Consider the following 25693-nt stretch of genomic DNA (forward strand, 5'->3'; position numbering starts at 1 on the left):
TGGGGCCACCCATTCACACCACCATCCCCGCAAAGAGATGACGCCGGCGCTGGTACAAAGCAGCGCAAAGAACGGGTTTATGTTGCTCCTTAGAAAGGAGGTGATCCAGCCGCACCTTCCGGTACGGCTACCTTGTTACGACTTCGTCCCAATCGCCAATCCCACCTTCGACGGCTCCCTCCCACAAAGGGGTTGGGCCACCGGCTTCGGGTGTTACCAACTTTCATGACGTGACGGGCGGTGTGTACAAGGCCCGGGAACGTATTCACCGCAGCGTTGCTGATCTGCGATTACTAGCGACTCCGACTTCACGGGGTCGAGTTGCAGACCCCGATCCGAACTGAGACCGGCTTTAAGGGATTCGCTCCACCTCACGGTATCGCAGCCCTCTGTACCGGCCATTGTAGCATGTGTGAAGCCCTGGACATAAGGGGCATGATGACTTGACGTCATCCCCACCTTCCTCCGAGTTGACCCCGGCAGTCTCTCACGAGTCCCCGCCATTACGCGCTGGCAACATAAGATAAGGGTTGCGCTCGTTGCGGGACTTAACCCAACATCTCACGACACGAGCTGACGACAGCCATGCACCACCTGTACACCAACCACAAGGGGGGCCATATCTCTATGGCTTTCTGGTGTATGTCAAACCCAGGTAAGGTTCTTCGCGTTGCATCGAATTAATCCACATGCTCCGCCGCTTGTGCGGGCCCCCGTCAATTCCTTTGAGTTTTAGCCTTGCGGCCGTACTCCCCAGGCGGGGTACTTAATGCGTTAGCTACGGCACGGATCCCGTGAAAAGGAACCCACACCTAGTACCCACCGTTTACAGCGTGGACTACCAGGGTATCTAATCCTGTTCGCTACCCACGCTTTCGTTCCTCAGCGTCAGTTACTACCCAGAGACCCGCCTTCGCCACCGGTGTTCCTCCTGATATCTGCGCATTTCACCGCTACACCAGGAATTCCAGTCTCCCCTGTAGTACTCAAGTCTGCCCGTATCGCCCGCACGCTTGGAGTTAAGCCCCAAGTTTTCACGAACGACGCGACAAACCGCCTACGAACTCTTTACGCCCAGTAATTCCGGACAACGCTCGCACCCTACGTATTACCGCGGCTGCTGGCACGTAGTTGGCCGGTGCTTCTTCTCCAGGTACCGTCACTTTCGCTTCGTCCCTGGTGAAAGAGGTTTACAACCCGAAGGCCGTCATCCCTCACGCGGCGTCGCTGCATCAGGCTTGCGCCCATTGTGCAATATTCCCCACTGCTGCCTCCCGTAGGAGTCTGGGCCGTGTCTCAGTCCCAGTGTGGCCGGTCGCCCTCTCAGGCCGGCTACCCGTCGTCGCCTTGGTAGGCCATTACCCCACCAACAAGCTGATAGGCCGCGGGCCCATCCCAAACCGCCGGAGCTTTCCACCACAAAACATGCATTCCGTGGTCATATTCGGTATTAGACCCAGTTTCCCAGGCTTATCCCAAAGTTTGGGGCAGATCACCCACGTGTTACTCACCCGTTCGCCACTAATCCACCAGCAAGCTGGCTTCATCGTTCGACTTGCATGTGTTAAGCACGCCGCCAGCGTTCGTCCTGAGCCAGGATCAAACTCTCCATGAAAACTCACTAAAACCACCCCCGAAAGGGCACGTTTCAACAAAATCCGTCAAGAAGAGATTTTCATAATCCCAACCAAACAAAAACTGACACCACCACAGGACTCAAAACCTGCGATGGAATCAAAAATAAACTAACTAATGCCGGCACCACAACCACCACAACAACCTCCCCCCTATGCCGGAGAAAAGTCACAGTGACAGAAGCAGCACCTAAATGGCACTAACAATCCATCGACACACTATCGAGTTCTCAAAGAACACACTCGCCCCGACTTCGACACGCACTTCACGTAGCGCGCCATCCCGGAGGAGCTATGTATTATCTTGCTTAGAAGTCCTACTCCAAACCCAGTTTGGCGCAGGTCTCCCAACCTACCAGTCTTGAAACCTGCTCGCAACATTCCGTTTCCGGTCTGTTGGCTGAAGTCTGTCGACCTTCGGCCACCCACGACGATACGCTCCACACTGAAGTGGACTCGTTTCCATCCTGGGCGATCAACGTTGTTCCTTCAGGAAACTTCCTGTCGGTGTTAGGGCCGCTCCGGACTCTCGCTCTCCGGCGCCTCACTCGCTGACTTGAAGAAAGTTACGGGACTACCGCGCCGGGAGTCAAATCGCCTGGTCAGAGGCCTGAGGACGTCGCGTCGCGTTCGAGGTCACCCGATTCGGGCGCCGGCGAGGTTCTTTTTGCCACGGCGCACGACCAACCACGAACCGTGGAGTAGGTCAGCGCCGGCAGGCTGCCAGTCTTCGGCGGTGATCTTCTGGTTGTTCACGTAGGCGCCACCTTCACCGACCGTGCGTCGCGCGGCCTTGTTGCTCTCCGAGAGTCCGGTGCCTACGAGAAGCTCAACGATCGTGGGCGTTGCACCCGCGTCGAACTCGGCGATAGTCGTTTCGGACAGCGCCGCTGCGAGGGTCCCCTCGTCCAGGTCGGTGAGTTCGGCTCGACCGAACAAGGCCTGACTGGCGACCTGTACCGCATCAGTATTCGCCTGGCCATGGACCAACGTCGTCATCTCGGCAGCAAGGCGTCGCTGCGCCTCCCGCAGATGGGGGGTCTCCGCCGTCACCAGCTCGAGTCGGTCGATCTCCTCACGCCCGAGGAAGGTGAACCACTTGAGGTATCTGATGACGTCGGCGTCAGCGGTGTTCAGAAAGTACTGGTACCAGGCGTAAGGGGTTGTCTTCTCCGGATCGAGCCAGAGACTGCCACCTCCGGTCGACTTACCGAACTTCTTTCCGTCAGCGGCGGTCACGAGAGGCACCGTCATCGCATGCACCGAATCCCCAGCTACACGCCGGGTCAGATCTACGCCGGCGATGATGTTGCCCCACTGGTCTGATCCGCCGATCTGCAGCGAACAGCCGTACTCACGGTGCAATTGCACGTAATCGTTCGCCTGCAAGAGCATGTAACTGAACTCGGTGTAGCTGATGCCGTCGCTCTCGAGGCGGCGGCGCACAGTGTCGCGAGCGAGCATCGTGTTCACCGAGAAGTGCTTGCCGACATCGCGCAGGAAGTCGACCACCGAGAGTTTGCTGGTCCACTCCAGATTGTTGACCACCACGGCCCCGGTGGGACTCTCGTCAAAGTCGACGAATCGCTCCAATTGCAGTCGGATCTTCTCGGCAGAATCGGCCACGGCCTCGGCGGTTTGCATGACCCGCTCCCCCACGTCCCGCGGATCGCCGATCATGCCGGTGGCCCCGCCGGCCAGAACGATCGGGCGGTGCCCGGCCCGCTGAAAGCGGCGGAGTGTGAGCAGGGGAACGAGATGACCTGCATGAAGGCTCGGTGCGGTCGGGTCGAATCCCGCATACAGCGTCGTGAGATCGCCGAGCATTCTGCCCAGCTCGTCGAGGTCGGTGCTCTGGGCGATGAGTCCACGCCACGTCAGTTCATCGAGAATTGCGGAGGGCTGGTCGGGATTCGCTTCGGTCACGACCCCGATCTTCCCCCATCGACACGTGGCACCGAAAGCCGGAGGGCATCGATCGGATCGGCTCGCCGGTACTTGGACACAGCCGAACTACGCTCGTCCCACACCCGCCACGGTTGGTCCTGTGCCGAACTGACGCCGACCCTGGGTCCGGACCGCACTGCGGACGCCGGGATACGCGGCCCCCGAAAAAGTCGAACCGGGGAATCAGGACTGCTCACATCCGAGCCGTTGAGCTCTCGGGTGATACCCATCGCGGAACCCACATTGCCTGGGCCACAGGCATATTGAGATTCTTTGCGCGCGGTCGGGCGCCTGGCGGACACGACATCGTGTCCGGCCACTATCTCGCCCGCACGCATCAGCACCCCGCCGCACTGACCTGCCGGTCCATACGAGATGTTGCCGCACCAGTGAATCCCGTACGAGCGGTACACGTAGAGGTGACCGGCGGTGCCGTACATCACCCGGTTGCGATCAGTCGGGCCGCGATATCCATGGGACGCGGGGTCTGGGAATGGGCTGTCGGGCGAGCCGCCGTATGCCTCGACTTCCACAATGCGCATCCGCGCGGTCCCATCAGGGGCATCGACCTCCAACAGTGATCCGAGAAGTCGTCGCGCCGCTTGCAACGGGGTGGCTGTGGCCAAGCGGACGACGTCGAAGGGGACGAGATCAGCCAAGATCAGTCCGATACTGATCCGGTGGTCGCGGTGGCGCGAGCGAGCAAGGCCTCGTGCTCCTCGTCGTCGACATCTCGCGCGTCATCGATCAGCAGTGCCGGGATGCCGTCGTCGATCCGGTAGGCACGACGCAACCGAGGGTTGTACATCTGCTCGTCACCGATCACCAGCAACGGACCGTGATCCTGCGGGCAGGCCAGCAACGTCAGCAAGAGGGGGCTCAGACCGGCTTCGTGTGACACGGCATCAACCGTACCCGGCTCACCGGCCGATGTATCCCACGACCGTCAGTGGAGTTCGGCTACCGCACCGACGACCTGGGCGCCGGGCTGCCACCCGCGTTCCGTCGCGATCGCCTTCGTCAACCGGCGATAGCGGCCGTCTTCGTCGCGGAACCAGACCCCCGCACCCGCCGCAGGGATCCCGGCCTCGCGCATCGGCTCGGCCCGAGGACGATACGAGTTCGTCACCTCGATCGTGTCCAGGACCCGGATGATGTGCGGCCGCTGGGCCGGTGTCAGCCCGGCGAGGGCGAGTCGCAACGACGACCCCGTGGGCGACCCTGTGTCCTCCTGCTTGGAGACCGCGGCGATGGCCAACTGCCTGCCCGGCTCCCCCACCTTGTAGACCACTGCGTGTTTCACCTGGATCAGACGCGACAGTCCGTCGATGATCGGCTGCGGGTACACGTATCCATCGCTCGAGATCACCACACCACTGGTGTGTCCCATGAACCAGAAATCGCCGTCGGCGTCCCGCTTGAACATGTGCTCGGACAACTGCCAGCGGTCACCGATGTTGAATACGTCGCGCAGGACGGTCGCACCCACCTCGTACTGCTGTCCGGCCTTCGACATCATCACCCCGACCTCGTCGACTCGCGCCTCTCGGACGAATCCGTTGGAATCGGTGATCAACCGCCCCTCACTGAGGTCGTAGGCCGCGATGGCGACGTCATTGACGCCGGGCACAGGGCGACCTGCCGAACCGACCTTGGTGCCGGTGACATTGGCCAGGATCGCGGACCCGTCCCCGGTGGCGAAGAACTCGAGTACCCGCGCCCTCGGAAACCGTTCGACGATGTCGTCCCAGAGACCGGTCGGCATACCGGAACCCATGAACAACCGGATCGGATTGTGGACGCCGATGGCCAGTTCGTCGGATTGGATGACGTCCTGGAGCATCGACCAGGTGTACGAGACCACGGTGATGCCATATCGATAGACCTCGGTGGCGAAGCGTTCCGGGTCGATCTCTCCCGACAGCGCAATCCGCGCGCCTCCGGCAACGGTTCCGCCCAGTGCGGTCAGGAGGCCTGAGGCGTGATGCAGCGGCGTGAGGCAGTAGACGGTGTCGCTACCGCTCAAGGCCGCAGCGGACGCAGCACCGAATGCCGACAGCGCCCATCGATGGTTCGTCACCGGCCACTTCTCCAGCGTCCCGCCGTTCTTGCTGAACAGGACGAATGCCAGATCGCCGGCCCGACCCGGGTCGGGTCGATACCACGACGGCACCTCGACGGCGTCGGGATCGATCTGCTCCATGTCGATGATGCGTTCACCGTCGGCCTGGGCCAGGGTGCGGGAGTCGCCCGCGCCGCCGCCGAGCACCAGAACCCGGTCCGCGATGGCGGCTGAATCGTCGAGATTGGCCGGATCCGCCAGTACCAGCGAGCAATCACCCAGGCGGAGTGACTGTTTGAGATCGTTGCCCGGCGAGAGCATCACGGCGACCGCACCGAGCCGCGACAGTGCCGCGATCGCCACGAGGGCGCTGGGCCTGGTCGCCATCAGGACTCCGACGTGCTGACCCGGTCGAACGCCGCACGAGATGAGCCCACGCACCACATTGTCGATCCGGTCATTCACCTGACGATGGCTCAATACCCGGTCCTCGAACAGGAAGAGCTCTCGCTGTCCGTGTTTGCGTGCGTTCTCGTTCATGAGCTTGCCGAGAGAGATCGTGGTCCGCGATTGCAGCTGCCCGAGCCGGACGAGCCGGGGAAGGACTCGAGCGGATTCCCGGAAGACAGCATCGGTGGTGCGGGTGACCGAGCGCGCCGCCCCGACAATGTCTCGACCTGCCTCTGCCCCGACACCCGCGGCGGACCCGAGGCCGTGGGCCACGCGCGAAGACAGACTCACACCCGTCTGTCCGGTGCGATCGCTGTCATCGTGCATCTTCTCGATGGCCTCGGGCTGCGGCCCGGTTCCGTCCTGCCAGCGGATCCATTCCGCGGTCGTCGGCCAGGTCCGGGTTCCCGCTGTCGAGCCGACCACGAGTCCGAAATGTCCGACTGGCAACGAGGATTCGTACACCTGCGACAGCGGCGCGGCACGCAGGATCCCGCGAACGGCCACCGGTTGTCCGATGTCGTCGGCTTCGCCCAGAAATGCGAGTACCGGGCTGGTGACCTCCGCCAGCGTGACCACTTGGTCGCCGATGACGAAGCCGCCACCCACCATGCGGTTGTGCACCACGAACTGCCGCAACAGTTCGGCCACCGCCGGGCCGGACCAGGCGACCCAGCCGTCGACCTCGATGAACCGTCGCGAATCCTCACGGGGCAGCAGGGCTTCCCGATCGTGCAACTGTCGAAGGAAATCGATCCGGCTGCGCGCCGCCTTCACCGGGTCGACGAGCTGGAATCCGGTGCGCGCGAGCCAACCGGGAATTGCGAGGCGATTGAAGACATTGTCGGCGAGGAACTGCGCACCCGGTGATACCAGGGCTGCGGGCAGACCCAACGGAAGCGCACCGAGCACGTCCACGGGACTGCCGTAGGTGATCACACTGGCAATGCCCTTGGATCGCCGGAACGCCGCCGTCTGATAGCAGAACATCCCGCCTTGGGAGTACCCGGCGAGATGGACATCCCGGCCGGTGACCTCGCGCACGCTGTCGATGACCTCGCTGATGGACACGATGTGATCGGCCAGCGTTCGGTCCATCCCGCCGTCGACCTTGTCGGGTGATCCGAAGTCCACCACCCATGGGTCGAGCCCGGCGTCGTGCAGAATTGTCACCGCACCGTTGTCAGCGGTGACGTCGTATACGTTGGCCGACACCATCATCGGTGGTACGAGTACGACCGGCGGTCCATCGGCGGCGTCGTCGGGGAAGTACCGGCGCAGCCGGTACATCGGAACCGTTTCCTCGACCCGGAAGGGGGCCGGTTTGGTGCCTGTTTCGAGACTGCCGTACCGGATGACCTCCAGTCCGTTCTGAGCCGTGGCTACAACACGATCAAGGGATTCCTTGATGTTGGGAAGGCCGCGCACAAACACCCCTCACGAACGACGAACTACCTGGACGGTGACTGGCGTCACACTCTACCCCCGAGCCCGCGACCGGAATGCCCGGCAGCCGACTAGAACTGCCGGTGCAGTGCGGCCGACTCCGCAAGCCTATGCAATTGTTCGGCAACCCGGGTCCCCGCCGTGCCACCGCGGGCGTCACGAGATGCGATCGAGCCCTCGACCGTGAGGACCTCCCGCACCGCAGGTGTGAGCGCCGGATGGATGTCCGCGAACTGCTGATCGGTGAGATCTGGTAGTTCGACCCCGTTCTCCTCGGCGACCCGGACGCAGGCCCCGGCGACCTCGTGGGCCACCCGGAACGGAACGCCCGCCCGCACCAGCCACTCCGCGATGTCAGTGGCCAGGGTGAAGCCCGCGGGGGCGAGCTCGGCCATCCGGTCCTCGTGGAAGGTGAGCGTGCGAATCAACCCGGCGATCGCGGGCAGCAACAGCAGCAGCTGCGTCACCGAATCGAAGACCGGCTCCTTGTCTTCCTGGAGATCCCGGTTGTACGCCAGGGGCTGCGCCTTGAGCGTCGCGAGCAGCCCGGTCAAGTTGCCGATCAATCGGCCCGACTTCCCGCGGGTCAGTTCCGAGACATCAGGGTTCTTCTTCTGCGGCATGATCGAACTGCCCGTCGACCACGCGTCCGCCAACGTGATGTATCCGAACTCCGGTGTGCTCCAGAGGATGACCTCTTCGGCCATCCTCGACAGGTCCACCCCGATGAGTGCGAACACGAATGCCGCCTCCGCCGCGAAATCCCGCGACGAGGTGGCGTCGATCGAGTTGTCGGCCGCCGAGTCGAACCCCAGATCGGCGGCGATCGCCTCCGGGTCCAAGCCCAGCGAGGAACCCGCCAGGGCGCCCGACCCGTACGGCGACACCGCGGCGCGTTTGTCGAAGTCCTTGAGCCGCTGCACATCGCGGATCAACGGATGCGCGTGAGCCAGGAGGTGGTGCGCCAGCAGCACCGGCTGAGCGGCCTGCAGATGGGTCTTGCCCGGCATGACCGCATCAGGATGCGCGCTCGCCTGGGCGATCAGCGCGTCGACCACGTCGAGAACGCCCGCCGCCACCTGCCGCACGGCGTCCCGGAGCCACATCCGAAACAGGGTTGCCACCTGATCATTTCGAGACCGACCCGCCCGCAGGCGGCCACCGACCTCGGCGCCGACGCGTTCGATCAGGCCACGCTCGAGCGCACCGTGCACGTCCTCGTCGCTCTCGGCCGGACCGAACGCGCCCGTTCGGACATCGTCCGCGAGGCGGCTCAGCCCGTCCTGCATGGTCGCGAGATCGTCGTCCGACAGCAGTCCTGCCTTGTGCAGGATCTTCGCGTGGGCCTGGGAGGCACGCACGTCGTACGGCGCGAGCACCCAGTCGAAGTGGGTGGACTTGCTCAGAGCCGCCATCGCGTCGGCCGGCCCCGAGGCGAATCGGCCGCCCCAGAGCGAGCCCTCGTTGGTGGCGGAGTCGTTCGACGCCGGCGGTGCCACTAGGCCAGGTCCCGCTTCGCCGAGATCTTCGACGACAGACCGTGCAGGTGCACGAAGCCCTTGGCGGCGGACTGATCGAAGGTGTCGCCTTCGTCGTAGGTGGCCAGGTTGAAGTCGTACAGCGACTCCGGGCTGCGCCGGCCGGTGACCGCGATGTGGCCGCCGTGCAGGTTCAGCCTGATGTCACCGGTGACGTGCTCCTGGGTGTGGTCGACGAACGCTTCCAGCGATGCCTTCAGCGGCGAGAACCAGAGGCCGTCGTAGACCAGCTCTGCCCACTTCTGATCGGTGTGCCGTTTGTAGCGCCCCAGCTCGCGCTCGAGGGTGACATGCTCGAGTTCCTCGTGAGCGCGGATCAGGACCATGGCACCGGGCGCCTCGTAGATCTCGCGACTCTTGATGCCGACGAGACGGTCCTCGACGACGTCGAGACGTCCGACGCCGTGAGCGCCTGCGCGGCGGTTCAGTTCGACGATCGCCTCCAGCACACTGACCGGACGGCCGTCGATCGCGATCGGACGACCCTTGTCGAAGCTGATGATGACCTCGTCGGGAGCCTGCCAGTTGATCGTCGGGTCCTCGGTGTAGGAGTAGACGTCCTTGGTCGGGGCGTTCCACAGGTCCTCGAGGAACCCGGTCTCCACCGCGCGGCCCCAGACGTTCTGGTCGATCGAGAACGGCGACTTCTTCGAGACGTTGATCGGGATCGCGTTCTCTTCGGCGAAGTTGATCGCCTTCTCGCGGGTCCACGCGTAATCGCGGACCGGGGCGATGACCTCGAGTTCGGGTGCCAGTGAGCCGAATCCGACCTCGAACCTGACCTGGTCGTTGCCTTTGCCGGTGCAGCCGTGGGCGACGATGGTGCCACCGTGATCGCGGGCGGCGGTCACCAGGTGCTTGGCGATCAGGGGCCGCGATATCGCGGACACGAGCGGGTACCGGTCCATGTAGAGCGCGTTGCTCGTGATCGCAGGTAGGCAGTACTCGTCCGCGAACTCGTCACGAGCGTCGACCACGACGGATTCGACGGCGCCACAGTCGATGGCCCGCTGGCGGACCACCTCCATGTCCTCGCCACCCTGACCGAGGTCGATGGCCACGGCCACCACCTCCTTGCCGGTCTCTTTACCGATCCAGCTGATGGCCACCGAGGTGTCCAGGCCGCCCGAGTACGCGAGGATTACGCGCTCCGCCATGAGGGGGTCACTCCTTGTTTCTATTGGTTGTACAACTGCCAGAGTCTTGATGATCTGAAAAGTCTTCGTTTGTCGGTCAGAATCTCATGCCAGCGCCTCGAGCCTGACGGCAAGGTCCGCACCGGTCACCGGTTCGCGCGCCAAGACGAACAGGGTGTCGTCGCCTGCGATCGTGCCGACGACATCGGGCAGGCTGGCCCGGTCCAGGGCACTCGCCAGATAGTGGGCGGCGCCCGGTGGTGTGCGTAGCACCGCCATCGAGCCGCTCGAGTCGGCAGAGACGAGCAGCTCGGTGAGCAGCCGGGACAGCCTGTCGGTTCCCCCGGTCACCCCGCGCACCGGAGAGCCGTCTTCCGGGATGACGTAGATGCCCGTGCCACCGTCGGGCCCGCGCAGTTTGACCGCACCCAGCTCGTCGAGATCGCGGGACAGGGTCGCCTGCGTGGCTTCCACCCCGTCGTCGGACAGCAGTCTTTGGAGCTGCGTCTGACTGTGCACCTGCCGGCCGGACAACAATGCAATGATCCGAGCCTGGCGTCCGGCCCGGGTGGTCACTGTTGTCCCAGAAGCCAGATGAGGATCGCCTTCTGCGCGTGCAACCGGTTCTCCGCCTCGTCGTAGACCACACTGCGCGGCCCGTCGAGGACCTCGTCGGTGATCTCCTCACCGCGATGGGCCGGAAGGCAGTGCATGACGATGGCCTCGGGATCAGCGAGAGCAACCAAGTCCGTGTTGATCTGGTAGGGCCGGAAGGGTGCCACGCGATCCTTGCCGTCGTCCTCCTGCCCCATCGACGTCCACGTGTCGGTGACCAGCACGTCGGCGCCTGCGGCGGCCGCCCGGGGATCGCCGATGATCTCGACGCTGCCGCCGGTCGAGAGCGCTCGGTCCCGCGCGTACCCGACGAAGACGTCGTCGGGGGTGAATCCCTGCGGCGCGCTGACCCGGACATGCATCCCGGCGTTGGCGCCACCGAGCATCAGCGAGTGGGCCATGTTGTTGGCCCCGTCGCCGAGATACGTCAGGGTCAGTCCCTTGATCGCGCCCTTGTGCTCGGCGATGGTCTGCAGATCCGCGAGCACCTGGCAGGGGTGAAAGTCATCGGACAGCGCGTTGACGACCGGGATGGTGGCGGCCGACGACAGCTCTTCGAGCCGGTCCTGGCCGTACGTCCTCCAGACCACTGCCTCCACGTACCGGGAGAGCACCCGGCCGGTGTCGGCGAGAGTTTCTTCTCGCCCGAGCTGGGTGGCCTTGCCGTCGACGACGACCGCGTGCCCGCCGAGCTGGGCGATTCCCACCTCGAACGAGAACCGGGTCCGCGTCGAGTTCTTGTCGAAGATGACCCCGACTCCCCTGGGTCCGGCCAGCGGCTTGTGCGCGAACGGGTCTCGCTTGCACTCTGCTGCCAGCTCGAGCACCCGGGTGAGTTCGCCGGGCGACAAATCGTCGTCACGGAGGAAATGGCGGGTCATGAGGTGGCCTGCTTCGCGGCGTCGAGGATGGCGGGCAGTGCCTCGACGAATCCGGTCGCCTGCTCCTCGGTGAGGATCAGCGGCGGCGCCAGCCGCAGAATCTCGGGTCCGGGCGCGTTGATGAGAAAGCCCCGGTCGCGGGCCGCGGCTTCTGCTGCCACGGCAACCGGTTCGGTCAGGACGATCCCGAGCAGCAAACCCGATCCTCTGGTGTGCGACACCAAGGGATGATCGAGATCCTCGATCGAGGACGTGATGTGTTTGCCCAAGGCCGCCGCGTGATCGGCGAGACCGAGCGTGTCGACCTGTTCGATCACCGCCAGAGCCGCCGCGGCACACACCGGATTGCCTCCGAACGTCGTGCCGTGTTGCCCGGGTCGGAGCAGATCAGCCGCGTCACCGGTGGCCAGCACCGCACCGATCGGCAACCCACCGCCGAGGCCTTTGGCCAGGGTCATCACGTCAGGGGTGATACCTGCGGCCTGATGGGCGTAAAACGTTCCGGTACGGGCGATCCCGGTCTGCACCTCATCGAGGATGAAGAGCGCTCCGTGGGCGGTGGTGAGCCTGCGGACAGCGGCGAGGTAGTCGGCAGGTGGGGTGACCACGCCGCTCTCCCCCATGATCGGTTCGAGGATCACCGCAGCGGTCTGTGGACCGATCACCGCTGCCATCGCATCGATGTCACCGTAGGGAACGTGCCGTACGCCGGCTGGCATCGGTTCGAATGGCGCCCTTTTCGCGGGCTGGCCGGTCAGCGCCAGGGCGCCCATCGTCCGCCCGTGAAATGCCAGTTCGGCAGCGATGATCTCCGGCCGTCCCGTCAGTCGCGCGATCTTGAAGGCCGCCTCGTTGGCCTCTGCCCCGGAGTTGCAGAAGAACGCCTTACCCGGGACTCCCCACCGCGACAGCAGAGCCTCGGCGAGTTCGACAGCGGGTTCGTTGAGGTAGAGGTTCGAGGTGTGCCCGAGCGTCGCCAGCTGCCCGGTGACCGCGTCGATGATCGCCTGGTTGCCGTGGCCGAGGATGTTCACGGCGATCCCGCCGAGCAGGTCGAGGTACTCGCGCCCGTCGGCACCCGTCAACACCGCGCCCGAGCCCGAGCGCAACGCCACCTTGGGGGTGCCGTAGTTGTTCATGAGCGACGACGTCCACCGCTCCTGCATGGCGGTCGTCGGGTCTGTCGGGTTGGTCATGATTTGTCCTCGATCGGTGGTTTCTCGCCGTAGGCTCCAGGAATCACGCGTTCATCGTCGGGTACGACCATGGTTCCGTTGCCTTCGGTGGTGAAGAGCTCGAGCAGCGTCGAATGCGGTGTGCGGCCGTCGATCACGTGCGCTCGGCGGACACCCCCGGCGACAGCTCGCAGACACGCCTCCATCTTGGGCACCATCCCGGCGTCTAGTCCGGGCAACAGCTGCGCCAGTGCGGTGGTGCCGATCTCGGAAACAAGCGACCCGCGGTCCGGCCAATCGGTGTACAGGCCTTCGACATCGGTGAGCATCACCAGCTTCTCTGCGCCGAGAGCCTGCGCCAGCGCAGCCGCCGCGGTATCGGCGTTGATGTTGTGGACGACGCCGTCGGCGTCGGGTGCGATGGTCGACACGACCGGGATGCGGCCTGCGGCGATGAGATCGGTGACCGCGGCGGGATTGACGGTGGTGACGTCGCCGACGAGTCCGATGTCGGTGGCCTCACCGTCGACGAGTACCGATCGCCGGGTGGCGGTGAACAGGTGCGCGTCTTCGCCCGAGATGCCTACCGCGTACGGGCCGTGCGCATTGATGAGTCCGACCAGTTCGCGCCCTACCTGACCGAAGAGCACCATGCGGACCACATCCATCACCTCCGGTGTGGTCACGCGGAAGCCCCCGCGGAACTCACCGGTCATGTCGAGGCGTTTGAGCATCGCAGAAATCTGCGGACCGCCTCCGTGGACGACCACCGGGTGGATCCCACAGGTACGCAGGAAGACCATGTCCTCGGCGAAAGCCGCTTTGAGTCTGTCGTCGATCATGGCGTTGCCACCGTATTTGACCACGATCACCTTGCCGGAGAAGCGTTTCAGCCACGGTAGCGCCTCGGCCAGCACGTGCGCTTTGTCGAGCGCCGTCAGCACTGTCGAATCGCTCATGACGAGTAGGCCGAGTTCTCTTCGACATACGCATGGGACAGGTCCGTGGTCCGGATGAACGCCGTGCCGGTACCGATGCCGAGATCGACGGTGAGGTCGATGTCGATGCCCGACAGGTCCGCGTCCCGGGCCCCCGGCACACCGGTGCCGTTCTCGCAGACGGGATAGCCGTTGAATCGCACGGAGATCCGGTCGGGGTCGAGTTCGACCGGTGCCATACCGACTGCTGCGAGGACCCGGCCCCAGTTCGGGTCGGAGCCGAACAGTGCCGTCTTGACCAGGCTGTCACGCGCAACTGTCCGCGCCGCCGCGAGCGCATCGATGTCCGAGGTCGCGCCGGTGACGGTGACCACCACGCGTTTGGTCACGCCCTCGGCATCGGCCTGCAGTTGGGTGGCCAGATCGTCGCACACCAGCCGGACGGCTTCGTTCAGTTCGTCCTGACTCGGGGTCACCTCACTGGCGCCCGAACTCAGCAGCAGAACGGTGTCGTTGGTCGAGCAGGAGCCGTCGACGTCGAGCCTGTCGAAGGTCAGTGCGGTCGCTGCGCGCAGCGCTTCGTCGAGTTGGTCCGCGGTCACGGCGGCGTCGGTGGTGATCACGCTCAGCATCGTCGCCAGTGACGGCGCCAACATCCCTGCGCCCTTGGCCATGCCACCGACGTTCCACCCTGCGGTGTGGTGGAATGCCGACTGCTTCGGCACGGTGTCCGTCGTCATGATCGCGTGCGCCGCGTCGGTGCCGCCTGACATCCCGCCGCCCATCTCGTGGACGATCTCGGTCACTCCGGTGAGCACTTTGTCCATGGGAAGGCGATCGCCGATCAACCCTGTCGAGCAGACGGCGACTTCTAGTGCGCCGGTTTCGGTGCCCCAATCGCTGATGGCGGACGCCAGCGCTTCGGCCGTGGCATGGGTGTCCTGGAATCCGCCGGGGCCCGTGCAGGCGTTCGCGCCGCCGGAGTTCAGTACCACCGCGCGCAGCCGCCCGGTGGTCAGCACCTGCTGGCTCCACAACACGGGAGCTGCCTTCACCTTGTTCGCGGTGAACACTCCCGCAGCGGCGTATTCGGGTCCTTCGTTGAAAACCAGTGCCAGGTCTGCTTTTCCGTTGGCCTTGATACCGGCCTTGATGCCGGCGGCCCGGAACCCCAGCGGTGCGGTGACACCCTGCAGATGCGTCATCCGGTGCCCACCTGCAACCTCGCGCCAATTCCCTGCCAGGTCTACGTTCTGCTCGCTCACGGCGCCACTCCCACAGTGCTCAGGCCTTCGGTTTCTGGCCAGCCCAGAGCCAGGTTCATCGACTGCACGGCGCCACCGCCCGTGCCTTTGGTCAGGTTGTCCATCGCACCCACCGCGATCAGGGTCCCCGAACGCTCGTCCACGGCAACGCTGAGCTGGATCGCGTTGGACCCGATCACCGATCCGGTGGCAGGCAGCCGGCCTTCGGGCAGCAGGGTCACGAAAGGCTCGTCGGCATAGGCCTTTTCATAGACGGCACGGGCTTCTGCTGAGCTCACCGTGGTCGGAGCGGTACACGTCGCGAGAATTCCACGGGCCATCGGCGCCAAGACCGGGGTGAACGACACGTTGACGGGGTTGTTCGCCACCGCCGAGAGGTTCTGGATGATCTCCGGCGTGTGCCGGTGCATGCCCCCGACCCCGTACGCCCGGGCCGAACCGATCACCTCTGCCGCGAGCAGATCCACCTTCGGAGACCTGCCTGCACCCGACGCGCCGCTGACGGCGACGATGGTGACCTGGGGACTGACGATGCCTGCGGCCACCGCGGGAAGCAGCGCCAGGGTGCTGACCGTCGGATAGCAACCCGGAACCGCGATCCGAGCCGCGCCGGCGAGAACCTCCCGGTTTCCCGGCAGCTCGGGCAGGCCATAGGGCCACGTTCCGGCGTGGTTCCCTCCGTAGTACTTCTCCCACTCCGCCGAGTCCTGGAGACGGAAGTCCGCACCGCAATCGATCACCAGGGTGGCAGGCGGCAAGGCATCGGCCACCGGCCCGGAGCTACCGTGGGGCAGACCGAGGAAGACGACGTCGTGACCGGCAAGGACGTCGGTGGTCGTCTCTTCGAGTTCGCGGTCCGCGAGCGGGAGCAGGTGGGGGTGATGCGACCCGAGTAGAGATCCGGCGTTGGATCCGGCGGTCAGCGCTCCGATTCGCAGCTCGCCTGAGGCGAACTTGGGGTGACCGAGTAGCAGGCGGAGAATTTCTCCACCCGCATACCCGCTGGCGCCGGCGACTGCCACAGACACGATCATGTGATTCATTATGCACCTGAGCGCAAGTTAATTCATCGGGGGTCCATGTAGCAGCGCGGGAGGGTCATTCGCCTGACAGGTCGGACGCGAGGTCAGAGACGTGCGTCCCCTCGGGTATCTCGACTTCCGTGACCAGTTCGGGCCGGTCGTCGAACTCGAGGCGCAATGCCCGACACATGGTTGCGTGCATGTCGTACATACAGGTGATGTAGGTCAGCTCCAGCACCTCTGGGTCGCTCAGGTGCGCCCGCAACACGTCCACTACCTGCTCGGGCACCCGGCCGCCGTCGTAGACGAGTCCGTCCGTATAGGCGAGTATCGCCCGCTCGAGGACAGAGAAGCAGTCCGCGATCTGCCAGTGCGGTAACGCCGCGATCTTTTCCTCGGCGACCCCGAGCGACCGCATCTGTTTGCAATGCTGGGAGAAGACGAACTGGCTACCCCGGGCGTAGCCGGCACGACTCTGACCCAGTTCACGCAATTGTGGGTCGAGCGTCGAGTTCCGATAGAGCGCGAAGCCCTGCACGGCATGCCGGAACACATCCGGAGACTGGGCGAACACCGTCCACCAGTCACCGGGCGTCCCATGGACGGTGCCGTGGTCGACTGCCGGGTCTTTGCCGGGACCGAACAGTCGGTCGTAGAAGAACAGGATCTTCTCGTCGACGACTTCGTGACGAGGTACTTCACGCAAGCGGGGCACGATGACTCCTATCCGAATCGGTCACAACTGGCCGGCAACGCGGCGATCCGCGGCGGTCTTGGGCTCATGCGAGACGTCTGCGTCGGTGAATTCCTTGGTCCAGCAGGCGAACTCCAGGAGAACCCCATCGGGGTCCTGAAAGTAGAACGACCGGACGAACGTGCCCGCGTGCACGTGGCGACTGGCACCGATCGCACTGTCGTCATGGTTGAGGATTCGGCTGACGTGCAGGCCCTCGGCCTTGATCTGGCTGTAGTACTCGTCGAACTTCTCCTGCGGGACGGCGAAGGCGACATGGTTCATGGACCCCACCGCGCTGGCCAGTTCCCCCTCATCGGGAAGCCCCTTGGGCGCGGCGACGCCCGGCGCCGCGTCCGGCGAGTCGGCCAACCAGAAGAACGCGATCGTGTTGCCGCCTCCGCAATCGAAGAAGAAGTGCTGCCCCAGGTCACCGGGCAACTCGATCGTCTTGACGAGCGGCATGCCCAGCGTGCCCGAGTAGAAGTCGATGGTGCGTTTCATGTCTGAGCACACCAACGCCAGGTGATTGATTCCGCCGAGCTGATATTTCGAGTTCGAGGTGCCCATACGAGTCCTTCCGACGTGGCGGAGTTTCATTGACAAGCGAACCAGACATGACTTGACAGTCATGTCATCTGTTGCGAGAGTCTGTCGGTGGCCAAGGCAGCTGTCAACCCCCCGTCCACCCCCGCGACCGTGGAGTCCCTGACGCCGCGGGGCCGCAAGACGCGCGACTCGTTGCTCGACGCCGCGAGGACGGTGTTCGAGACCGTTGGATTTCTCGACACGCGCGTAGAACAGATCGCGCACGAGGCGAACGTCTCGTACGGCACCTTCTACCGCTATTTCGAATCAAAGGAAGAAATCTTTCGCGAACTGAGCACACGGCTGTTCGACGACGTGCACCACCGGGGGCCATCGGACTCGGCCGCCTCCCCCGCCGACAAACTGATCACCTCCAACCGCGCCTATTACGAGGCCTACCGTCGTAACGCCCGCCTCATGGCGATCGTCGAACAGGTCGCGACCTTCAATGACGACTTCCGTCTGGTGCGCCAGGAGCACCGACGCCAGCTGACCGACCGGACCGCGCGCGCCATCGATCGGTGGCAGCGTGATGGCAGGGTCCGAGCCGATCTCTCCCCGGTCCTGGCGGCCCGTGCGATGGCGGCGATGGTCGATCACACCCTCTACCTGTGGCTCGTCCAAGGCGACACGGCCGACGCCGACGCCCTCCTCGACACCCTCGACAGCATGTGCCTCGGCGCGCTGGGACTCGACCGGGACTGACCCTCCCGCAGGTTCTCCGACCGTGCCGGCCCTGGCGAATCTCTGCGAAGTCCGCCCGGTGGACGGTATGAATGACCGATGACGACATCTTCGGCGATCGCTGTCGACGCGCTGCGGGTCATCCGTGGTGGCAATACGGTGTTGCACGGGGTGGACATCAAGGTCCCGGCAGGTTCGATCACCGGCCTGTTGGGGCCTTCTGGTTGCGGGAAGACCACCCTGATGCGCGCAATCGTCGGCACCCAGCGGATCGATTCAGGGACGGTCACCGTCCTGGACCTGCCTGCAGGGAGTGCCAGGCTACGACGGTCTGTGGGCTACGTGACACAGGCCCCCTCGGTCTACACGGATCTGACCGTCGGACAGAACGTCAGATACTTCGCAGACATCTACGGCAACTCCGCCGGAGTCCGCGATGCCCTCGACGCCGTGGGTCTGACCGAATTCGAAGCGCGCAAGACCATCGACCTCTCCGGTGGTCAACGCAGCCGGGTCTCGATCGCCTGCGCTCTCGTCGCCTCGCCAGAGCTGCTGATCCTCGATGAACCGACCGTCGGCCTCGATCCCCTTCTGCGCGAGGATCTCTGGAACAGGTTTCACGACCTCGCCGCGAGCGGGACCACGCTACTGGTCTCGAGTCACGTGATGGATGAGGCAGACCGCTGCGACAACCTGATCCTCATGCGCGACGGTTTGATCCTCGCCGCGCTCACACCCGACGAACTCCGCAGCCGGACCGGACAAGACAACCTGGAGAAAGCGTTCCTCCAACTCATCACCGAGGATGCGGCCTGATGCACCCCGCGTTGTTCCGATCGACGACGATCCGGATCCTGCGCCAGCTCCTTGACGACCGCCGTACGGTGGCGATGATCCTGATCGTTCCGTGCGTCCTGATGGTGTTGCTGTACTTCATGTTCGACTCGCAGCCCGGGCCCCGGCCGGGGACCACGATGTTCGACAAGGTCGGGCTAATCATGCTCGGACTGCTGCCCTTCGTCCTGATGTTCATCACCACGTCCATCGCGATGGTCCGCGAACGCACTTCCGGAACACTCGAACGCCTGCTCACCACACCACTGGGCAAACTCGACCTCCTGGCCGGATATGGCGCAGCGTTCTCGCTCGCCGCCGCCGTGCAGGCAGCGCTCGCGAGCGCACTCGCATTCTGGATGCTGGACCTCGACATCGCGGGCAATCCGCTCTGGGTGGTTTTGATCGCGGTCTTGGCCGCGGTTCTCGGTGTCGCACTGGGCCTGTTCTTCTCCGCCTTCGCCCGCACCGAATTCCAGGCCGTCCAATTCATCCCTGTCGTCGTCATCCCGCAGCTACTGCTGTGCGGCCTGTTCGTCGCGCGAGATCAGATGACCAACTGGCTTCAGTGGATCAGCGATGTGCTCCCCTTGACCTACGTCGTCGACGCTCTGCAGCAGGTGGCAGAGCATTCGGATGCGACGGGCACGATGTGGCGGGATCTGGTTGTGGTGGCCGCTTTTTCGGTGGTCGCGTTAGGTCTGGGCGCAGCCACGTTGCGTCGCGTGACTCCCTGACTGCATGACTCTCGACTGTGGGCTGTCGTTCGTACGGTCTACGCCTCCAAGAAGATGACCAAGAAGACGCCAAGCGGAGTGGCGCAGCTTGGAAAGCATGACAGCGCATACCAGCCCAAGAACGACATACTCCGCGACGGTGCGACGAGCGACCCTAGTGGTGGTCTGTGTCACCACCGCCATGCTCATGCTCGACATCGCGGTTGTGAACACGGCCCTTCCATCCATAGCCGTCGACCTCGATGCCGGCATGACAAGCCTGCAGTGGGTCGTCGACGCCTACACCCTCGCACTTGCGACCGTGGTACTGAGCGCAGGATCGTGGGCTGACCGGCGAGGCCGCAGACAAGTCTTCGTCGTCGGACTCATCCTGTTCACCACCGCATCCGTGGTGTGCGCGATCGCTCCGAACATCTTGACCCTGGATGTCGCCCGCGCACTCCAAGGTCTGGGTGGCGCAGTCTTGTTCGCGTGTTCGCTGGCGCTGCTCGCCGACGTGTTCGCGCCGGGTAAGGATCGCGCAGGCGCGCTGGCCGCGTATGGCGCCACCATCGGCGGCGCGTTCGCACTCGGGCCGTTGGCAGGCGGCATGCTCACGGAATGGCTGGACTGGCGGGCCATCTTCGTCGTGAATCTCCCGATCGGCATTCTCGCGCTCTGGGCGACCATGACGTGGGTACCCGAATCACGTGACCCGGACTTCCGTCGCCTCGACATCGGCGGGCAGGTCTTCGCATCCATCGGGCTGGCGACCCTCGTGCTGGCGCTGCTCCGCGGCAACGAGCACGGGTGGACCGAGACCATCACAGTGGCATCCTTCGCGATAGCAATCGTGTGCTCGGCAGCTTTCGTCGCCGTCGAGATGCGGGTGACCCAGCCGATGCTTCCCCTCGAGATGTTCCGTAACCGAGCATTCACCGGTGCCCAGATCGCCGCGTTCGCCATTTCCGTATCCCTGTTCTCGGTGTTCCTCTACACCACCATCTACCTGCAGAGTGTGCTCGGCATGAGCCCGATCGAAGCGGGCCTGGTGTACCTGCCTGCCACAGCAGCGATGTTCGTCGTCGCCGGCGGGACAGCGCAGCTCGGACAACGTGTGCCTGCGTGGATTCTGCTCTGCGGTTCGCTGCTGCTCGTCGGGGTCGGGCTCGCGATGACCACAGTCGCAGACGTCGACAGCTCGAAGTGGACGATCCTGCCCGGCATGCTCGTAGCCATGATCGGCGCCGGGATCTTCAATCCGGTGATGAGCGGTCTCGTGCTCGACGCCAGCGCGGCCGAGCATTCCGGGCTCGCCGCCGGCATCAACGACGCGTTCCGGCAGACGGGTATCGCGGTGGGCGTGGCAGCACTCGGAGCGTTGCTACCCGCGGAGGCCGCGTTCTCCGGGATGGACCCACACGCCTACGTCGCGGGTCTCGACAAGGCGCTGTGGGTCTCGGCCGGGTTGGCCACAGTGGGCGCCGTGATCGCAGCGCTCACCCTGCGTGGCCACCGCGCCTCGGGTGACGACGTCTCCGCGACGTCTGCGGAACTGGTCAATTCGGCTGACGGTCAGCCGCGTATCTGAGCGCCGACCGCCGACGTCGCCTTCGCCAGGGCGGCGTCGCGGGCGGCCGTGGCCTCGTCCTCGGTGAGAGTCCGGTCCGTCGCGCGGAAGCGCAGCGAGAAGGTGAGGGACTTGCGTCCCTCTCCGACTTGGTCGCCGGTGAACACGTCGAACAGTCCGATGCTCTCGAGCAGATCGCCGGCGCCCTCGCGTAGCGCGGCGCGGACATCCTCGGCGGCCACGTCCGCATCCACGACCACCGCAAGGTCTTGCAGCACAGGCGGATACGGCGAAATCCTCGGTGACACGAGCTCGGAGTCCACCGGGACCGCATCGAGATCGATCTCGAGAGCCAGCGAGCGCGCGGGCAGATGCGACTTCTCCAGCACTGCCGGATGCAGCTCACCTGCCCAGCCGACCACGGCGCCGCCGGCGAGGATCTGCGCGCACCGGCCCGGATGCCACGGCAGCTCCGCAGCCGACTTCAGAGTCAACTCGACGCCCGCGGCCTGGCCGATGATGGTGACAGCATCGAAGATGTCGGTGGTGTCGGCGGCACGGCCCTTGCCCCACGGCCCGGCCGGCTCTCGCAGTCCTGTGAGAACCGCTGCGACATGCAGTGGTTGCGCCGGAAGCGATTCGACCAACTCGGCGATCTGCTCCGCAGAAGGCCGACGGTCCACGGGCAACTGCGGAACGGGACGCACGTTGCCGCCACCGAGGACCACCTGGCCGATCGTGTACATCGACAGATCCCGTTGTCCGCGGGCCAGGTTGCGGCCGACCATCTCGAGCAGTCCCGGAAGCAGAGTGGTGTTCAGTGCCGGCCGATCGGCCTCGAGTGGGTTCAGGACCGTGACGGCGTCGCGACGTGGATCGTCCACGGGCAGGTTCCAGACATCGAACACTCCCGCCGGCATGAACGGGTACGGCAGTACCTCGACGTATCCGGACAGCGCCAAGCTGCGGCCGACGCTGCGGCGGCGGATCTGACGCGGAGCCAGACCACGTCCACCCGGTGCCGTCGGCAGCTGAACGGGAATGTTCTCGTAACCCTCGAGTCGAAGTACCTCTTCGACCAGATCCGCGCTCTGTCGCAGATCGGGACGCCAACTGGGAGGGGTCACCGCAAGCATCTCGCCTGCCACCTCGACAGTCGCGCCCACCTGAACGAGTCGTTGCTGGGCAACGCCGACCGGGTACTCGATGCCTGCCGTCGCCGACGGGGCCTGCTCGGCCATCAACACCGTCGCGGGCGGCGGTACCGAACCGGCATCGGTGTACGTCGAATCAACCGTGCCCCCGCAGATCTCGACGAGGAGCTGGGCAGCACGCAGCACCGCGACGTCGGTGACCTTCGGGTCGACCACGCGCTCGAACCGTTTGCTCGCCTCACTCGTCAATCGATGCCGCTTGGCGGTGCGGAACACTGCGACCGGATCGAACGTCGCAGCCTCGAGCAGCACATCGGCACTCTGCGCACCGATCTCGGTCGCTGCGCCACCCATCACGCCGGCAAGGGCGATCGGGCCACTGTCATCGGTGATGACAACATCTTCGGGGTCCAGCATGCGCGTGGTGTCGTCGAGCGTGATGAGCTGCTCTCCCGGGTGTGCGCGCCGAACCCGGATGTCGCCGGAGATCTTGCCCGCGTCGAATGCGTGCAGCGGCTGACCCAGCTCCAGCATGACGTAGTTGGTGATATCGACTGCTGCCGAGATGGGCCGCACTCCGGAGAGCATGAGCCGCTTGGCCATCCACCACGGGCTCGGTGCTGTCGGATCGATCCCGCGAACCACCAGGGCGCAGTACCGGGTGGCGCCTGATTCGGGGTCGAGGTGCACGGGCCAACCTGATTCTCCGACGCTCGTCCGGATCGACGGCGCGGTGGCCGGATCGACGAACGGCAGGTCGAAGCTACAGGCGAGTTCCCGCGAGAGGCCGCGTGCCGAGAACGCATAGCCCCGGTCCGGCGTGACGTTGACGTCGATGATCGTGTCGTTCAGGCCGAGCACCTCACGGGCATCGGCACCGGGTGCGGCAATCTCGGGGGGCAGGACCAGGATCCCACTGTGATCGTTGCCGATCCCCATCTCGGACACCGAACAGATCATGCCGTCGGAGGTCTTGCCGTACGTCGTGCGCGCAGCGATCGCGAAGTCGCCGGGCAGCACACTGCCGGGTAGCGCTGCGACGATCAAGTCGCCTTCGGCGAAGTTCTGGGCACCGCAGACGATCCCACGGGGTTCGGATTCGCCCACGTCGACCTGACAGAACCGGATCGGCTTCTTGAACTCGGTGAGCTGCTCGATGTGTTCGACCCTGCCGATGACCAGCGGTCCCGTGATGACCGGCAACGGCGTGATCTCTTCGATCTCGAAACCGACTCGCACAAAGGCCTCGTCGATCTCTGCCGACGGCCTCGTCCACCCGGGAGTGCCGTGTTGCAGGATCTCGGTCAGCCACGACTGCGCTAGTTGCACTGGAAACTCAGCTCTTTCGTTTGTTCTGCGGACTCGGGCTCGGCGGGCGCTCAGGCACCGGGGCCAAAAGGCACGGTGAAGCGGATGTCGCCCTCGACCATGTCGCGCATGTCGGGCAGGTCGTTGCGGAACTGCAAGGTGCGCTCCAGACCCATCCCGAAAGCGAATCCGGAATAGACCTCTGGGTCGATGCCGCTGGCCCGCAACACGTTCGGATGAACCATTCCGCAGCCACCCCACTCGACCCAGCCTGCACCACCCTTCTTGCCGGTGAACCACACATCGACCTCGGCCGAGGGCTCGGTGAACGGGAAGTAGCTGGGCCGCATGCGCGTCACGGTCTCGGGACCGAACAGCGCCTTGGCGAAGTGGTCGAGCGTGCCGCGCAGATGCGCCATCGTGAGGCCCTTGTCGACCGCAAGGCCCTCCACCTGATGAAAGACCGGCGTGTGGGTGGCGTCGAGTTCGTCGGTCCGGAAGGTCCGTCCCGGACACGCGACATAGATCGGGAGCTCGCGCGACAGCATCGCCCGCACCTGCACCGGTGAGGTGTGCGTGCGCAGGACCTGACGCGACTCGGGCGGAGCGATGTAGAACGTGTCCTGCATCGACCGGGCGGGATGATCCGGCAAGAAGTTGAGTGCGTCGAAGTTGAAGTGCTCGGTCTCGACCTCGGGACCCTCGGCGATCTCCCAGCCCATCCCGACGAACACATCGGCGACCTGGTCGCCGATCACGGTGATCGGGTGGCGGGCACCAAGAGGCCGACGGGTGGTGGGCAGCGTGACGTCGATCGCTTCGGCAATCAGCACCGCGGCGTCACGCTCGGCAGTCAGCGCAGCAAGTCGCTCCTCGTACGCCTTTTGCACCTGTCCGCGAGCCACATTGACGAGCTTGCCGACCTCGGCCTTCTTCTCCTTGGGCAGTGAACCGAGCTCGCGACGCGCCAGTGCGATGGGCGACTTGTCACCCTGATGCTCGGTCTTCGCGATTGCGAGGTCCGGCAACGTCGCGGCGTCCGAAAATGCCGCGACAGCAGCATCAACTGCACTCGCCAGTGTCTGTTCGTCGACGTCGGCCACGGCTGCGGTAACTCCCTAAGGTAAGTGACTTCTGGGCTGAAGTACGGGGTCAGTGGGTCGGGTTTGGTCCGGTTCGAGGGTAGTCGACCCGGCTCCGGGCATCGGCGCTGGCATAGAGGCAGATCGCTGCCGCCGCGGCCAGGTTGAGACTCTCCGCGCGGCCGTGGATCGGTATGGAGATCCGGTGGTCGGCACGGGCCAATACATTCGGCGACAGGCCGTGCGCTTCGTTCCCGAACAGCCAGGCCGTCGGGCCCGCGAGCACCTCAGCGGCGTCGGGCAGACTCAGCTCCCCATCACCAGCGGTTGCGCAGATCGCCACCCCGGCAGCACGCAGGGCCGAGAGCACCTCATCGGTATCCCGTTCCCGCGCGATCGGGATGTGGAACACACTGCCTGCGGTGGACCGGACACACTTGCCGTTGTGCGGGTCGACGCTGTCTCCGGCGAGGATGACCGCATCGGCCCCCATGGCGTCGGCTGTCCTGATCAGGGTCCCGGCATTGCCGGGATCGGTCATCTCGACGGGCACGGCCAGCAGCCGCGGCGTGCTCGCGAGCACGGACTCCATCGTCACGTCGACCAGGTCGCAGACCACGAAAAGACCAGCGCTCGTGATCGTCTCGGCGAGTTTGTCGGCGGCTCCGTCGGAGATGCGCACCACCTCGACCCCACCTCCGCCGGCGGTCGCGATGAGATCCGGGTACCGATAGAGCGCGTCCTCGGTCGCGAGCAGTACTTCCGCGCGCCGGGTGGTAAGGGCCGACTCCACCGCATTGGCCCCTTCGGCCAGAAACGTCCCGGCCTTACGACGGCCTGCGGACCGGTGCAGCTTGGCATACGAAACAACCCGCGCCGAACGTTCGGTGAGAACGTCCGGCGCGGGGATGTTTA

21 protein-coding genes and 1 rRNA gene are annotated in these 25693 nt (G+C 64.9%); 4 read left to right on the forward strand and 18 right to left on the reverse strand.

The genetic code is table 11. The features are described 5' to 3' along the window. Nucleotides 1-93: 93 nt before the first annotated feature. From BH683_RS08420 to BH683_RS08490, 15 genes are all read right to left on the reverse strand, one after another. Nucleotides 94-1615 (reverse strand): 16S ribosomal RNA (locus BH683_RS08420). A 655-nt stretch (nucleotides 1616-2270) separates the two neighbouring features. Continuing rightward, nucleotides 2271-3560 (reverse strand): tyrosine--tRNA ligase, encoded by a 1290-nt coding sequence (tyrS, locus tag BH683_RS08425; RefSeq protein ID WP_084835814.1) that lies wholly within the window; start codon nucleotides 3558-3560, stop codon nucleotides 2271-2273. Next, entirely contained in the window at nucleotides 3557-4240 is a 684-nt protein-coding gene (locus BH683_RS08430; protein WP_094647343.1) for a DNA-3-methyladenine glycosylase, read from the reverse strand. The genes tyrS and BH683_RS08430 overlap by 4 nt, the downstream gene beginning before the upstream one ends. Nucleotides 4241-4242: 2 nt before the next feature. After that, nucleotides 4243-4482: a Trm112 family protein gene (locus tag BH683_RS08435; RefSeq protein ID WP_084835816.1), complete on the reverse strand. Its 240-nt coding sequence runs from the start codon at nucleotides 4480-4482 to the stop codon at nucleotides 4243-4245. Nucleotides 4483-4527: 45 nt separating this feature from the next. Beyond that, on the reverse strand, nucleotides 4528-7521 hold the full coding sequence (locus tag BH683_RS08440) for an AMP-binding protein (protein ID WP_084835817.1): 2994 nt from the start codon (nucleotides 7519-7521) through the stop codon (nucleotides 4528-4530). Between the two features lie 89 nt (nucleotides 7522-7610). Then, nucleotides 7611-9038 (reverse strand): argininosuccinate lyase, encoded by a 1428-nt coding sequence (gene argH / locus BH683_RS08445; protein ID WP_084835818.1) that lies wholly within the window; start codon nucleotides 9036-9038, stop codon nucleotides 7611-7613. Then, the gene (locus tag BH683_RS08450; RefSeq protein ID WP_084835819.1) at nucleotides 9038-10234 is read right to left on the reverse strand and encodes an argininosuccinate synthase; all 1197 of its coding nucleotides are present in this window, start codon (nucleotides 10232-10234) and stop codon (nucleotides 9038-9040) included. Before BH683_RS08450 ends, argH begins: the two co-directional genes overlap by 1 nt. A gap of 84 nt (nucleotides 10235-10318) precedes the next feature. After that, entirely contained in the window at nucleotides 10319-10789 is a 471-nt protein-coding gene (locus BH683_RS08455; protein ID WP_094647345.1) for an arginine repressor, read from the reverse strand. Continuing rightward, a complete protein-coding gene (gene argF, locus BH683_RS08460; RefSeq protein WP_084835821.1) occupies nucleotides 10786-11709 on the reverse strand; it encodes an ornithine carbamoyltransferase in 924 nt (307 codons plus the stop codon). The genes BH683_RS08455 and argF overlap by 4 nt, the downstream gene beginning before the upstream one ends. Then, the gene (locus BH683_RS08465) at nucleotides 11706-12905 is read right to left on the reverse strand and encodes an acetylornithine transaminase (protein ID WP_084835822.1); all 1200 of its coding nucleotides are present in this window, start codon (nucleotides 12903-12905) and stop codon (nucleotides 11706-11708) included. The genes argF and BH683_RS08465 overlap by 4 nt, the downstream gene beginning before the upstream one ends. Beyond that, nucleotides 12902-13843, reverse strand: coding sequence for an acetylglutamate kinase (argB, locus tag BH683_RS08470; protein WP_084835823.1), 942 nt, complete (start codon nucleotides 13841-13843; stop codon nucleotides 12902-12904). The genes BH683_RS08465 and argB overlap by 4 nt, the downstream gene beginning before the upstream one ends. Continuing rightward, nucleotides 13840-15027 carry a bifunctional glutamate N-acetyltransferase/amino-acid acetyltransferase ArgJ gene (gene argJ / locus BH683_RS08475; protein ID WP_084835913.1) on the reverse strand — a complete coding sequence of 396 codons (1188 nt, stop codon included), beginning with the start codon at nucleotides 15025-15027 and terminating at the stop codon, nucleotides 13840-13842. The genes argB and argJ overlap by 4 nt, the downstream gene beginning before the upstream one ends. Nucleotides 15028-15083: 56 nt before the next feature. Further along, on the reverse strand, nucleotides 15084-16121 hold the full coding sequence (gene argC, locus BH683_RS08480) for an N-acetyl-gamma-glutamyl-phosphate reductase (protein WP_084835912.1): 1038 nt from the start codon (nucleotides 16119-16121) through the stop codon (nucleotides 15084-15086). A 64-nt stretch (nucleotides 16122-16185) separates the two neighbouring features. Further along, nucleotides 16186-16824 carry a carboxymuconolactone decarboxylase family protein gene (locus BH683_RS08485; RefSeq protein WP_084835824.1) on the reverse strand — a complete coding sequence of 213 codons (639 nt, stop codon included), beginning with the start codon at nucleotides 16822-16824 and terminating at the stop codon, nucleotides 16186-16188. Between the two features lie 21 nt (nucleotides 16825-16845). Then, entirely contained in the window at nucleotides 16846-17412 is a 567-nt protein-coding gene (locus tag BH683_RS08490; protein ID WP_084835825.1) for a VOC family protein, read from the reverse strand. A gap of 87 nt (nucleotides 17413-17499) precedes the next feature. On the opposite strand from BH683_RS08490, the gene BH683_RS08495 reads away from it, so the two are divergent. The 4 genes from BH683_RS08495 (at nucleotide 17500) to BH683_RS08510 (ending at nucleotide 21255) form a co-directional block, all read left to right on the forward strand. Then, entirely contained in the window at nucleotides 17500-18135 is a 636-nt protein-coding gene (locus BH683_RS08495; protein ID WP_084835826.1) for a TetR/AcrR family transcriptional regulator, read from the forward strand. Between the two features lie 78 nt (nucleotides 18136-18213). Continuing rightward, on the forward strand, nucleotides 18214-18930 hold the full coding sequence (locus BH683_RS08500) for an ABC transporter ATP-binding protein (RefSeq protein WP_084835827.1): 717 nt from the start codon (nucleotides 18214-18216) through the stop codon (nucleotides 18928-18930). Further along, nucleotides 18930-19685, forward strand: coding sequence for an ABC transporter permease (locus tag BH683_RS08505; protein ID WP_084835828.1), 756 nt, complete (start codon nucleotides 18930-18932; stop codon nucleotides 19683-19685). The genes BH683_RS08500 and BH683_RS08505 overlap by 1 nt, the downstream gene beginning before the upstream one ends. Before the next feature lie 139 nt (nucleotides 19686-19824). Beyond that, nucleotides 19825-21255, forward strand: a complete 1431-nt coding sequence (locus tag BH683_RS08510) for an MFS transporter (protein WP_246833259.1) — start codon at nucleotides 19825-19827, stop codon at nucleotides 21253-21255. Here BH683_RS08510 and pheT read toward each other — a convergent pair. From pheT to BH683_RS08525, 3 genes are read right to left on the reverse strand one after another with little or no spacing between them, the layout of a single operon-like run. Continuing rightward, the gene (gene pheT / locus BH683_RS08515) at nucleotides 21240-23717 is read right to left on the reverse strand and encodes a phenylalanine--tRNA ligase subunit beta (RefSeq protein WP_084835830.1); all 2478 of its coding nucleotides are present in this window, start codon (nucleotides 23715-23717) and stop codon (nucleotides 21240-21242) included. The genes BH683_RS08510 and pheT overlap by 16 nt on opposite strands. Nucleotides 23718-23767: 50 nt before the next feature. Continuing rightward, nucleotides 23768-24799, reverse strand: a complete 1032-nt coding sequence (locus BH683_RS08520) for a phenylalanine--tRNA ligase subunit alpha (RefSeq protein WP_084835831.1) — start codon at nucleotides 24797-24799, stop codon at nucleotides 23768-23770. 49 nt (nucleotides 24800-24848) lie between these two features. After that, complete coding sequence (locus BH683_RS08525; RefSeq protein WP_084835832.1) at nucleotides 24849-25688, reverse strand: RNA methyltransferase; 840 nt, start codon at nucleotides 25686-25688, stop codon at nucleotides 24849-24851. Nucleotides 25689-25693: the final 5 nt, after the last annotated feature.

Source organism: Williamsia sp. 1138 (genome assembly GCF_002095435.2).
Classification (GTDB): Bacteria; Actinomycetota; Actinomycetes; order Mycobacteriales; family Mycobacteriaceae; genus Williamsia.